Origin of the sequence: Streptomyces cinnamoneus (assembly GCF_014650495.1) — a bacterium.
Classification (GTDB): domain Bacteria; phylum Actinomycetota; class Actinomycetes; order Streptomycetales; family Streptomycetaceae; genus Streptomyces; species Streptomyces cinnamoneus.
In genome coordinates this window covers 333,543-346,603 of record NZ_BMVB01000003.1, presented here as the reverse complement: position 1 = coordinate 346,603, position 13,061 = coordinate 333,543, and the positions used below count along the sequence as shown (strand labels likewise).

At 74.4% G+C, this 13,061-nt stretch carries 7 protein-coding genes; all 7 read left to right on the top strand.

Translation table 11 applies throughout. The annotated features are described in order from the left end of the window. The first annotated feature begins 1 nt into the window (after position 1). From IE182_RS06495 to IE182_RS06465, 7 genes are read left to right on the top strand one after another with little or no spacing between them, the layout of a single operon-like run. Complete coding sequence (locus tag IE182_RS06495) at positions 2 to 1,582, top strand: aldehyde dehydrogenase family protein (RefSeq protein WP_190108662.1); 1,581 nt, start codon at positions 2 to 4, stop codon at positions 1,580 to 1,582. A gap of 42 nt (positions 1,583 to 1,624) precedes the next feature. Next, complete coding sequence (locus IE182_RS06490) at positions 1,625 to 2,545, top strand: SDR family NAD(P)-dependent oxidoreductase (RefSeq protein ID WP_190108661.1); 921 nt, start codon at positions 1,625 to 1,627, stop codon at positions 2,543 to 2,545. Then, positions 2,545 to 4,317, top strand: a complete 1,773-nt coding sequence (locus IE182_RS06485) for an AMP-dependent synthetase/ligase (RefSeq protein ID WP_190108660.1) — start codon at positions 2,545 to 2,547, stop codon at positions 4,315 to 4,317. Before IE182_RS06490 ends, IE182_RS06485 begins: the two co-directional genes overlap by 1 nt. Continuing rightward, positions 4,314 to 5,888: a succinic semialdehyde dehydrogenase gene (locus tag IE182_RS06480; protein ID WP_444544988.1), complete on the top strand. Its 1,575-nt coding sequence runs from the start codon at positions 4,314 to 4,316 to the stop codon at positions 5,886 to 5,888. Before IE182_RS06485 ends, IE182_RS06480 begins: the two co-directional genes overlap by 4 nt. Then, entirely contained in the window at positions 5,885 to 9,286 is a 3,402-nt protein-coding gene (locus IE182_RS06475) for an amino acid adenylation domain-containing protein (protein ID WP_190108658.1), read from the top strand. The genes IE182_RS06480 and IE182_RS06475 overlap by 4 nt, the downstream gene beginning before the upstream one ends. Before the next feature lie 42 nt (positions 9,287 to 9,328). Then, positions 9,329 to 10,480, top strand: a complete 1,152-nt coding sequence (locus tag IE182_RS06470) for an adenine nucleotide alpha hydrolase family protein (protein ID WP_190108657.1) — start codon at positions 9,329 to 9,331, stop codon at positions 10,478 to 10,480. Then, the gene (locus IE182_RS06465) at positions 10,477 to 13,053 is read left to right on the top strand and encodes a type I polyketide synthase (protein ID WP_190108656.1); all 2,577 of its coding nucleotides are present in this window, start codon (positions 10,477 to 10,479) and stop codon (positions 13,051 to 13,053) included. The genes IE182_RS06470 and IE182_RS06465 overlap by 4 nt, the downstream gene beginning before the upstream one ends. The last annotated feature ends 8 nt before the right edge of the window (positions 13,054 to 13,061 follow it).

Here is a 13,061-nt window from a genome sequence, read left to right as displayed (position 1 = left end):
GATGTACACCTACGACCAGTACATCGACGGCAGGGACCGGCCGGGTGCGGCCTGGACGTACTGCCTGGACGCCGGCGCCTTCCTGACCGACCCGCGGGAGACCTTCGGCCGCAAGCGCCGCCTGGAACGGGCGGGCGGCCACGGCCCCGGGGACGACCTGAGCGGGATCACCGGCCGGATGGCGCTCAGCGGGCCCGACGACATCGCCGACGCCCTGCGCGCCGCACACGCGGCCCGCCGCGAGTGGGCCCGCACCGACCTCGACACCCGCATGGAACTCGGCCCGCGGCTCCACGCGGCCCTCAAGGCCCGCCACGACGAGCTGCTGTCCCTCCTGATCTCCGAGGGACACCCGCGCCGCCTGGCCGAGTGGGAGATCGCCGGCATGCTCACGGGCAGCAGCAAGGAGACCGTCTCCTTCTACCGCAGCCAGCTGGAGCAGCACTTCGACAGCACCGGCCGCTCCCTGTCCCTGCTGCGCAAGCCCGACGGGGTGGTGTGCCTCAACCCGCCGCAGAACGCGGCCGCGTCCAACTCGTTCCTGGGCACGGCCGCTCTCGGCGCCGGCAACACCCTGGTCGTCAAGGCCCCGCGCACCGCCCCCCTCGGCGTCGCGTTCATCTACCGGGAACTGGTCGCCCCCGTCCTCGACGAGCTGGGAGCGCCACCCGGCACCGTCAACCTGGTCTCCGGCGCCACCCGGCCGATGCTGCGCCAGTGGCTGGCCAGCCCGTACACCGACGACATCATGTTCTTCGGCGACAGCGCCACCGGCCTGGAATTCGGCACCGAATGCGTCACGCACGGCAAGAAGCCCGTTCTGGAACTGTCCGGCAACGACGTCCTGGTGGTGTGGAACGACGCCGACCTGGAGGGCGCGGTCGAGGCGCTCACCGAGTGCTTCTACGGCTCCGGGCAGATCTGCATGGTGCCCAAGTGCGCCGTCGTCCACCCGGACGTCGCCGACGCCCTCCTGGAGGAGCTGACCGCCCGCTGCGGTGCCCTGCGCCCCGGCTACCCCGACGACCCCAACGTCCTGCTCAGCCCGGTACTGAAGACCGGCGCCTTCCACGAGGCGCTCGCCGACGCCGAACGCCACGGCTGCACCGTCCTGTGCGGCGGCCGCCGGGTGGACGTGATGGGCGAGCCGTCGCCGACCGGGGCCTTCGTGGAACCCACCGTGGTCCGGGTGGACGGACTGCGCGACGCCCGCCGCATCCGGGCCGTGCGCGAGGAGACCTTCTTCCCGCTGCTCCCGGTCGTCGTGCCCGACGAACGCGACGACACCCGCGAACTCCTCGACTCCGTCATCGACTTCGTCAACGACAACGAGTACGGGCTGCGCAACTCCCTGTGGTCCGGCGACGAGAAGGTCATCACCGCGTTCGTCCGCCAGGTCACCAACGCCGGCCTGCTGAAGGTCAACGACTCCCACATCGGCTTCGTCCCCTACCTCGGCACGCACGGCGGCACCGGCCGCACCGGCGGCCCGTACGGCGAGCTGAACTACCCCATCCTGCGCACCTCCCACCTGCAAGGGGTCTCCGTACGGACGGACGGTTCCCGCCCTGCCCCCGCATGACCCGGGCCGCCTCCCACCCCGCGCAACCGAAGGAAGGACCCGATGCCCACCCCCTGCGACCAGGAGCAGCCGGCGCGCGCCGCGCAGCGGCGGTGGAGGCGGCCGCGCCGCCCGGACCGGCTGACCGCCCGGCTCGCCGGAACGGTCGGCCGCCGCAGGGTGGTCGTCACCGGTGCCTCCGGCGCCATCGGCGGGCAGCTGGCGGTGCTGCTGGGACAGGCCGGTGCCGATCTCGTCCTGCTGGGCCGGAACAGGACGGCGCTGGCCGAGACCGCCCGCCGTACCGAAGAGGCCGGCGGCACGGCGCGCGTCTGTCCCGTCGACCTCACCGACCCCGCGGCCGTCGCCCGCTTCGCCGACCGGCTGACCGCCGAGTGCGGCGCCGCCGACGTCCTGGTCAACAACGCGGGACGCTCCATCCGGCGCGGCGCCGTCAACGCCCTGGACCGCGCGCACGACTACCGCAGGATGATGGCCGTCAACTACTTCGGCGCGGTGGACCTCACCCTGCGTCTGCTGCCCGGCATGCACGAGCGCGGCCACGGCCACATCGTCAACGTCGCCACGATCGGACGGCAGCTCGGCATGGGCCGCTTCACCGCCTACAACCCGTCCAAGGCGGCACTGGAGGCGTTCGGCCAGTCGCTCGGCGCGGAGCTGCGCCGCGAGGGCATCCGGGTCAGCACCGTGCACCTGCCGCTGGTCCGCACCCCGATGAGCGCCCCCACCACCGCGTTCGCCCGGCTGCCCGCCCTCGACGCCCGGCAGGCCGCCCGCATGATCGGCACCGCACTGGTCACCGGCACCCCCCGGGTCTCCACCCCGCTGGGCACCCTCGGCGAACTCCTCGGTGTCGTGGCCCCCCGCGCCCTGCTGGCGCTCGCCGCCCTGGAATACCGCTACCTGCCCGAATCCCCCGGTGCCGCGCGCAACCCCGCACGCACGACGGGGAGGGACGCCTGATGAGCGAACGGCCCCCGCACGCCGACGCCCTCCGCCGCGCCCTGGACGCGCCCACCGTGGCCGACGCCTTCGACCTGACCGCCGACGCCGTCGCCGACCACCCCGCACTGCGCGGACCGGACGGACAGCACTACACCTGGGGCGCCTACCGGTCCGCCGCACGGCGGTGCGCCGCCGGGCTGGCCCGGCTCGGCCTGCGGCCCGGGGACACCCTCGGGCTGCTGCTGGGCAACCGGCCCGAATTCCACATCGTGGACGCGGCCGCGATGACGATCGGGGTGACCACCTGCTCGCTCTACCCCACCGCCCCCCAGGAGGAACTGCGCCACCAGGCCGACGACTCGCGCATGAGCGTCCTGGTGTGCGACGCGGCCGGACGGGAGCAGGCCCAAGACCTCCTGCGCGACTGCCCCGGGCTGCGGGAGACGGTCACCGTCGGCGGCCCGCACGGCCTCGGCGCACTCCTCGACGCCCCCGGGTCCCACCCGTACCGCCACCGGGTCCGGCCCGACGACATCCTGACCGTCGTCTACACCTCCGGGACCACCGGAGCGCCCAAGGGAGCCGAGCTCACCCACGGCGCGGTGCGCGCCACCGGGCGGGCCTTCCTGGAACGGGTGCCGCTCCCGGCCGGCAGCCGGCTCGTCTCCTACCTGCCCATGGCGCACATCGCCGAGCGCTGCTGCTCGCACTACCTGCCCATGGTGCTCGGCGCCGACGTCACCTGCTGCCCCGAGGCGGACCGCCTCTTCTCCGTGCTGCCCCGGGTGCGGCCGCACTGGCTGTTCTCCGTCCCCCGCATGTGGGAGAAGCTGCGCACGCGCCTGCTCGCCGAACTCGCCACCGCACCCGAGGACTTCCGGCGCGGGGCTCTGCGGGCCCTGGAACTCGGCGAGGCCCTGGCCCACGGCGAGGACGCGGCCCACGGCGAGGACGCGGCCGTGCGCGCCGAGTACGCGCGGCTGGAGGCCGGCCACCTGGCGCCCGTCCGCACCCTGCTGGGGCTGGACGAAGCACGGTTCGTCCATGTGGGCGCGGCGCCGGTCGCCCCCGCCACGATGGCCTTCCTGCGCGCCCTCGGCCTGCCCGCCGGCGAGATCTGGGGCATGACCGAACTGTGCGCGGCCGCCTGCGTGACCGTCTCCGGACGGCACCGGATGGGCTGGATCGGACCACCCCTGCCCGGTGTCGAGCTGCGCACCGCCGACGACGGCGAGGTGCTCGTCCGCGGCGCCACCACCATGCGCGGCTACCGCGGCCGGCCCCGGGAGACCGCCGAGGTCCTCGACGCCGAGGGCTGGGTGCACACCGGGGACCTCGGCGAGGTGGCGGACGACGGCGCGCTGCGCATCACCGGCCGCAAGAAGGACCTCATCGTCAACGCCTACGGCAAGAACATGTCGCCCGCCCGGATCGAGGAACGGATCGGTCACGGCGAACCCCTCATCGACCAGGTGTTTGTGATCGGCGACGGCCGCCCGTACAACACCGCTCTCATCACCCTCGTCGCCCTCGGCAGCGGCAGCGGCAGCGGGAGCAGCGACACCGACACCGACACCGACCGGATCCGCCGCGCCGTGGCCCACGGCAACCGGCACCTGTCCCGCCCCGAACGGGTCCGGCGCTTCGCCGTCGTCGAGAACACCTGGACACCGCACTCCGGGCTGGTCACGCCCACCCTGAAGATGCGGCGCCGGGCCATCGGCCGGCACTACCGCGACCTCATCGACACCCTCTACGCCGGCGGCGGCCTGACCCCCCTGGAGGACTGACCATGTGCCCCCCGGCACCCACCTCCCGCTCCGCCCCGCCCGTCGCCGCCACGGCCGCCCGGCTGGGCGAGCGACTGGCCGGCAGCGGCCCGCAGGCCACGCCCCGGGCGCCGTTCACCCTGGACGCCATCGCCTGCCTGCCCACCGCCACGCCCGGCGACGTCGCCCTGGCCTGTGAGCGGGCCCGCGCCGCGCAATGCTCCTGGGCCGCGCGGGACGCGAGCGAACGGGCCCGTGTCCTGGGACGCGTGCACGACCTGTTGCTGGACCGGCGGCGCGAGGCCATGGACCTGCTGCAGTGGGAGACCGGCAAGGCCCGGGCCCACGCCTTCGAGGAGGTCGTCGACGCCGCCGGCGTGTGCCGCCACTACGCGCGCCGCGCCCCGAAGTTACTCGCCCCGCGCCGCCTGCCCGGCGCGCTGCCGCTGCTGACGACCGTGCGCGAACTGCGGCACCCCAAGGGCGTCGTGGCCGTCATCACCCCGTGGAACTATCCGCTCAGCCTGAGCGTCACCGACGTCGTCCCCGCCCTGCTCGCGGGCAACGCCGTCGTCCACAAGCCCGACACCCAGACCGCGTGCACCGCCCTGTGGGCGCGCGCGGTGTGCGCCGAGGCAGGGTTGCCGGAGCAGCTGTGGCAGATCGTCGTCGGCGAACCGGCCGACGTCGGGCCCGCGCTGGTGGCGGGCGCCGACCACCTGGCCTTCACCGGCTCGACGGCGGCGGGCAGGGTGCTGGGCCGCATGGCAGCGGACCGGATCATCGGCTCCATGCTCGAACTGGGCGGCAAGAACGCCCTGGTGGTCCTCGCCGACGCCGACGTCGAACGGGCCGCGGCCGGCGCCGTGCGGGCCTGCTTCACCAGCGCCGGACAGCTGTGCATGGCGGCCGAACGGATCCTCGTCCACGCCGGTGTCCACGACCGCTTCCTCGACCGTTTCCTGGACCGCGTCGCCACCCTGCGCCTCTCCGCCGCGTTCGACTTCGGCGCCGACATGGGCTCGCTCACCACCCACCGCCAGCTCGACCGCGTCACCTCCCACATCGGCGAGGCCCTGGACAAGGGGGCCCGCCTGCTGAGCGGCGGCCACGCACGCCCCGACATCGGACCGCTCTTCCACGAGCCGACCGTCCTGGCCGACGTCGCCCCCGGCACGGCCGTCCACGACGAGGAGACCTTCGGCCCTGTGGTGTCCGTCCGCCCCTTCCACGACGACGAGGAGGCGGTCGCGCTGGCCAACGACGGCCCGTACGGCCTGAACGCCAGCGTCTGGAGCCGCAGCCCGGCCCGGGCCGCCGCGCTCGCCGCCCGGCTGTCGGCCGGCACCGTCAACATCAACGAGGGCTTCCGCACCGCCTACGTCTCCTACGCGGCCCCCATGGGCGGCCGCGGCCACTCCGGGACCGGCCACCGGCACGGCAGCGGGGGCCTGCGGCAGTACACCGACCGTCAAGTCGTCGCCCGCGCCCGGGCCGAGTTGTTCGACCCCCGTCCGGGCGCCGATCCCGAGCGGCACACCGAGCGGCTGACCGCACTGCGCCGGACGATGACGAGGCTGGGACTGGGATGACGCACTTCAGCTGCTTCCTGGCCGGCGGGAACGCGATGGTGGCCTCCTGCGCCGAACTGCTCCTGGACCGCGGCCACCGGGTGCTCGGCGTGGTGTCCGCCGACGCCGGCGTCCGCGACTGGGCCACCCGCAGCGGGCTGCCCGTGACCGGGTTCGGACCGGAGCTGGAGGAACGGCTCGCCGCCGAGCCGTTCGACCACCTCTTCAGCGTCGCCAACCTGCGCATGCTGCCACGGCGCGTCCTGGAGCTGCCGCGGGGCCTGCCGGTCAACTTCCACGACGGTCCGCTGCCCCGGCACGCCGGTGTGCACGCCACCACGTGGGCGCTCCTGCAGGGCGAGGCCGTCCACGGCGTCAGCTGGCACGTGATGACGGAGGAGGCCGACAGCGGCGACGTGCTGGCCTCCCGCGAGGTCCCGGTGGCGCCGGGGGAGACCAGCGCGACGCTCAACGTGAAGTGCCTGGAGGCGGGCATCGACGCCTTCGCCGAGCTGGCCGACGCGCTGGCGGCCGGCCGCGTGCGGCGTCGGCCCCAGGAGCTCGCGCGACGCACCTTCCACGGCCGCCACGAACGGCCGCCCGGCGGCGGCCTCCTGTGCTGGGACCGGCCCGCGGAAGCCCTGGACGCCGCCGTCCGCGCCCGCGACTTCGGGCCGCACGCCAACACGTTCGGCACGGCCAAGGCCCTCCTCGGCGACCGCCCCGCCATCGTCAGCGGACTGACCATGTGCCCCAGCCGCTCGGGACGGCCTCCCGGCACGGTCCTCGCCACGCCGGACAGCGGCACCGTCACCGTCGCCACGGCCGGCCACGACGTACGGCTGACCACGCTCACCACCCCACTCGGCGCACCCGCCCCGCACGCGCTGCGGCCCGGGGACGTGCTCCCGGTCCCGGACGCCGCCCTGCTGGACGCCGCCGGCCGTGCCGAGGCGGCGAGCCTGCGCGACGAGCCGCACTGGGTGAGGCGGCTCTCCTCGCTGGAGCCCGCCGACCTGCCCCACCGCGCCGACGGCGGCCCAGCCGAGGCCGACGTGCCCGTCCCCGACGGCGCACGGGACCCCCACTGGCTGCTGGCGGCCCTCCTCGCCTTCCTCGTCCGCGTCGGCGTCACCCCCGGCACCGACGTACGACTGCGATCGGCCGGCCCGGGCACCGGCCACCCGGCCGTCGACGCGCTCTACGCGGACTGGATACCCCTGCGCATACCGCCGCTGGACGGGCGCGGCATCACGGCACTGCGGGACCACGCGGTCCGGGAGACGTCCGGCCGCGCGCCGTTCCCGCACGACCTGTGGACCCGGCACCGCCGGCTGCGCACGGCCGCCCGGGAACTGCCCATCACCCTGGAGATCACCGACGACGGCCCCGCCGAGGCCCCACCCGGCACCGCACTGCTGATCCGCATCCCCCGCAGGACGGGCCCCTGCCGGTGGGTGGGCCCCGCCGGCCCGCTCGCCGCATACGCCGCCGCCTACCTGCGCGCGCTCGACCGGGCACCCGACAGCGATCCCGCCGCCATCCCGCTGGGCACCGACAAGGCCCGGCGCGCCATGGCCGCCTGGAACGACACCACCGCCGACCTCCCGCCCGGCACCACCGTCCACCGCATGGTCGCCCGGCAGGCCCGGCTGCGCCCCGGCGCCCCCGCCGTGACCTGCGCCGGGCAGACCCTCACCTACGGCGAACTCGACCGCCTGTCCTCGGCCTGCGCCGGACACCTGCGGGCCCGCGGCGTGGGGACCGGGCAACGGGTCGCCGTCCACCTGGACCGCACCACCGACCTGACGGTCGCTCTCCTCGGCATCATGAAGTCCGGCGCCGCCTACGTGCCGCTGGACCCCCTCTACCCGCCCGCCCGCATCGCCACCATGGTCACCGACGCCGCGCCCGCCCTGCTCGTCACCGAGGAGCGCCTGGCCGGCACCCTGCCCACGACGGACGCCGACATCCTGATCCTGGACCGGGAGCGGGCCGCCGTCGAGGCCGCCGCGCCCGAGGACGGCATCGACGTCCGGCCGGAGACGGACGCGTACGTCATCTTCACCTCCGGCTCCACCGGCCGCCCCAAAGGCGTGCGGATCAGCCACCGGGCCCTGGCCAACTTCGTGCGCGCGATGGCCCTGACGCCCGGCTTCACCACCGGGGAGCGGCTGCTCGCCCTCACCACGCCCTGCTTCGACATCGCCGGCCTGGAGCTCTACGTCCCCCTGGCCACCGGCGGACAGGTCGAGCTCGCCCCGGCGGAGACGGCGGCCGACGGCTTCCGGCTGCGCACCCTGCTGGAGCGCTGCCGCCCCACCACCGTGCAGGCCACGCCCGCCACCTGGCGCATGCTGCTCGACGCCGGCTGGCAGGGACAGCCGCCCGGCGCACCGCTGCGGATGCTGTGCGGGGGCGAGGCACTGCCGCCGGACCTCGCCCGGGACCTGCTCGCCCGGGGCGGCAGCCTGTGGAACCTCTACGGACCCACGGAAACCACGATCTGGTCCGCGGCCGCCGAAGTGCTGCCGGGCAGGCGCCCCCTGATCGGGCCGCCGGTCGCCAACACCCGCTTCCACGTCCTGGACCCCGGGCGGCGGCCGCTGCCGCCCGGGGTGCCCGGCGAGCTGTACATCGGCGGGGCGGGCGTGGCCTCCGGCTACCTGAACCGGCCGGACCTGACGGCCGAGCGGTTCCTGACCGTGCCCCAGGACCCCGGGACCGTCTACCGCACCGGCGATCTCGTCCGCCAACGCCCCGACGGACACCTGGAGTTCCTCGGCAGGGCGGACGGACAGGTCAAGGTGCGCGGCCACCGGGTCGAGACCGGCGAGGTCGAGACCGCGCTGCGCGGCCACCCCGCGGTGGACCGGGCCGTGGTCGCCGTGCGCGACGGGCGGCTGGTCGGCTACGTCGTCCCGCGCGGAACCCCGGCCACCGCCGGCGAGCTGCGTGCCCACCTGGCCGCCTGCCTGCCCGGCTACATGATCCCCTCGGTGTTCGCGACGCTGGAGAGCATCCCGCTCACCGCCAACGGCAAGACCGACCGTGCCGCCCTGCCCGCCCCCGCACCACGCCCTGTGGAGGCCGGGCCGCACGCTGCGGGGACCGGGCCGCCCGGCCGCCGCGAACGGCTCGTCGCCGAGATCTGGCGGGACGTGCTGCAACGGGACCGGGTCGGCGTCGACGACAACTTCTTCGAGGTCGGCGGCGACTCCCTGCTGCTGATGCGCGTCATGGCCCGGCTACGGGAACGGACGCGGCAGCCGCTGACCCGCGTGGAGATGTTCATGTACCCGACGATCCGCTCGCTGGCACGCCGCCTGGACGACCCCGGCCCACCACCGGCGGAGCCGGCACGCCGCCCGGCCGGCCGCGCGGCGTTGGGCGAGCTGCGCCGGCGCCGCCACCACTGACCGCCGACGAACCGCAACCGGACAGGGAAGGGGGAAACGGACGTGCGCGTGTGTACCGTCTGTGCCCTGAAGGAGAACCACCCGGGCATCCTGCTCGGTGACGACGGGGTGTGCAGCCTGTGCACGCTGGACTTCGCCGGCGAACTGATGGAGAACTTCACCTACACGAACCGGGTCTTCCAGGAATTCACCCGCAGCGGCCCCAATCCGCACGGCGACCACGACTGCCTGTTCATGTACAGCGGCGGCAAGGACAGCACCTACATGCTGGACAAGTTCGTCAACGCATACGGCAAGCGCGTCCTCTCCTACACCTTCGACGTCCCCTTCGAGAGCACGCACGCCGCGGAGAACATCCGGCTGGCCAGGGAACGGATCCCCGCCACCTACGTCGTCGACTCCGACGACGACACCATCAAGGCGATGATGCGGGAGGTCTTCAACCGGACACCGGCCAAACCCGGCACGTACCTGGACGAGAAGCTGCCCTGCGTCTCGTGCCGCTCCTTCTTCGTCATCCGGGCCGTCCTCCACGCCTTCCGCCACCGCATCCCCTACGTCGTGCTGTGCGCCGACCCGCAGCAGATCCTCACCATGGAGTCCGACGTGCGGGAGGTGGTCCGCGGCTTCTACCGGACCTTCGGGCGGCGGATGACCGGGGAGCTGTTCCGGGGCGAGCTGGAGGAGATGCTCTTCGCCGACGACGGCGAACTGCCCCGGATCGTCTTCCCGTACATCGCCCTGCGCTACGCCTACGACCCGGACCGCATCGTCACCGAGCTCAAGGAGAAGGGGCTGTACGCCTCGTCGCCGATGGAGACGCACTGCACCCTCTTCCCGCTGCTGAACTACTACTCCTTCACCAACTGGGACTGCATGTTCTACAAGCTGAACGCGGCCAGCCAACGACGTTCGGAACGGCGCAACGAGAACCACCGGCGCTCCACGTTCAGCATCACCTTCCCGCGCGCGGCCGACCTCCCCCTGATCGAGGAACGGCTGAAGCGGGTCGTCCTCGACATCGCGGGGAGTCGCGGTGACCCTGCCGCCCAGGAACGCGAACTCGTCGTCCTCTTCACGCGGCTGGGCGCCTCCGACGACGCGGCGCGCTTCGTGGCCCGCGGCTTCCTCACCATGCGCACGACCGCGACGGACCTGGGCATCACCCTGCGGAGCACGGGGGCGCGGGCATGACCGACTGCGATGTGGCGATCGTCGGAATGGCCTGCCGGTTCCCCGGGGCCCCCACCGTGGAGGCGTTCTGGGACCTCCTGCGGGAGGGCCGGGAGAGCGTGCGCTTCCCCACCGAGGACGAACTGCCGGCAGCGGGGGCCGGGCCGGCGCGCCCGGGGTTCGTCCGGGCGGTCCAGGGCATCGAGGGCGTCGAGCTGTTCGACGCCGCCCACTTCACGATCCCCGACGACGAGGCCGAGATCCTCGACCCCCAGCACCGGCACTTCCTGGAGTGCGCACTCGCCGCGCTGGAGGACGCCGGTTACGACCCGGGCACCCACCCCGGAGAGATCGGCGTCTTCGCCGGCGCCGGCATGAACACCTACCTGCCGGGCAACCTCGCCGACCGCTACGCCACCGGGTCCTCGCTCGGCCGCTACCGGCTCATGCTCGCCAACGACAAGGACTACCTCGCCACCCGTGTCTGCTACAAGCTCGACCTGCGCGGCCCCGGCATCACCGTCGGCACCGCCTGCTCCACCTCGCTGGTCGCCGTGCACCTGGCCTGTCTGAGCCTGCTCGCGGGGGAGTGCGGCATGGCCCTGGCCGGCGCGGTCCACCTGCGGATGCCGCAGGACGAGGGCCATGTGCACCAGAAAGGGATGATCTTCTCGCCCGACGGGCACTGCCGGGCCTTCGACGCCGACGCGCGCGGCACCGTGCTCGGCAGCGGCGTCGGCGTCGTCCTCCTCAAGCGGCTCGACGAGGCGGTGGCCGACGGCGACACCGTGCACGCCGTGATCAAGGGGACGGCGGTGACGAACGACGGTGCGGCCAAGACCGGTTTCACCGCACCCGGCGTCGAACGCCAGGCGGCAACGGTCCGCGAGGCCCAGCGCGTCGCCGGCTGCCCGCCGGAGACGATCGGCTACGTCGAGGCGCACGGCACCGGGACCCCGCTCGGCGACCCCATCGAAGTCGCCGCCCTCAACCGGGCGTTCGGGCCCGTCGGAAACCCGGCGTCCGGGGCCACCGGAGCGGGCTGCACCGTCCTCGGCTCGGTCAAGACCAACATCGGGCACCTCGACGTCGCCGCGGGCATGGCCGGACTGATCAAGACGGCGCTGATGCTCCGCCACTGCACCCTCGTGCCCAGCCTCCACTTCCGCACCCCCCACCCCGACATCGACTTCGCCGCGGGCCCCTTCCGGGTCGGCACCGAGACCGTGCCCTGGCCGGACGGGGACGGGCCCCGGCGGGCCGGCGTCAGCTCGTTCGGCGTCGGCGGCACCAACGCGCACGTGGTTCTGGAGGAGCCGCCCGCCCCCGTGACCACCCCCGCCCCGCGAGCGGCCGAGCCGCTGCTGCTCTCCGCCCGCACCCCCGAGGCCCTCGCCCGCGCCACCGGCAACCTGGCACGCCACCTGCGCCGCCGCCCCGGCCTCGCCCTGGACGCGGTCACGTACACCCTGGCCGCCGGCCGCCACCACCACGTCCACCGGCGGGCCGCGGTCTGCACCGACACCGGCGACGCGGCGCTCTCGCTGGCCATCCTGGACCCCGAGCGGGTGTGGACCGGACGCAGCGACCAGAGCCCCGACGGCTTCGCCCTCGTCCTCCCCGGCACCCCCGCCACTCACGGCGCCGCGGAACTCTACGCCGGACTGGACGACTTCCGGCACGTCGTGGACTCCTGCGCCGCGACGCTCGGGACCGACCCCGACGCCGTCCTGGCCGACGACGCCCTGGCCGCGTTCGTCGTCCCCTACGCACTGGCCCGGATCTGCCGCGCGTGGGGTGTACGGCCCGCCGCGGTCGTCGGCTGGGGCACCGGACGGACCGTCGCCGGCTGCCTCGCCGGAGTGCTCGCAGCCGACGACGCGCTGGCCCTGAGCGCCGGGCGCCCTGTCCTCCCCTCGTGCGCCGCACCGGACATCCCTGTGAGCCACGGCGCGCGCTGGCTGCGGCCCGACGAGGCGACGGACCCGGAGACCTGGACCCGGCCCGCCACCGGCGAAGGGGACCGGCCGACGACGGACACCCTGCTGAAGGAGGACGGGCTGGCCCCCCTCACGCTCGACCTCACCGGCCGTGACGCCGCGCACGTCCTGCTGGAGACCCTCGCCCGGGCCTGGACCCAGGGCGCCGACATCCGCTGGGAACGCTGGTACGGTCACGGCCGGCGACGCCGGGTGCCCCTGCCCACCTACCCCTACGAACGGCGCCGCCACTGGGCCGAACCGCCCTCCCGGCGCACCGGGCCCACCGGCCACCCCGACGACCTGCGCCGCCGCGTCGAGGAGGCCGACCCCGCCGAACGCAGCGCAATCCTCCAGGACTTCCTGCGCCGGCAGACCGGCCGCCTCCTCGAACCGGAGGACGGCCGGCAGGACGGCCGGCCGGGCGACCGGCTCCCCGGCGTCGACGACAACCTCTTCCACCTCGGAGCCGACTCCCTCGTCCTCATCGACATCGTTGCCACCCTCGGCACCGCCCTGGGCCGCAGCCCCTCCTCCTCGTCCTTCTCGTTCGACGACCCGCCCACCCTCCGCGGCCTCGCCGACCGGGTCGCCGCGTCCTGGCGGAAGGGATGAACGACGCC

Coding starts and splice junctions, on each gene's coding strand:
- IE182_RS06475 (WP_190108658.1), top strand. CDS start 5,885: ATGACGCACTTCAGCTGCTTCCTGGCCGGCGGGAACGCGATGGTGGCC.
- IE182_RS06485 (WP_190108660.1), top strand. CDS start 2,545: ATGAGCGAACGGCCCCCGCACGCCGACGCCCTCCGCCGCGCCCTGGAC.
- IE182_RS06495 (WP_190108662.1), top strand. CDS start 2: ATGTACACCTACGACCAGTACATCGACGGCAGGGACCGGCCGGGTGCG.
- IE182_RS06490 (WP_190108661.1), top strand. CDS start 1,625: ATGCCCACCCCCTGCGACCAGGAGCAGCCGGCGCGCGCCGCGCAGCGG.
- IE182_RS06465 (WP_190108656.1), top strand. CDS start 10,477: ATGACCGACTGCGATGTGGCGATCGTCGGAATGGCCTGCCGGTTCCCC.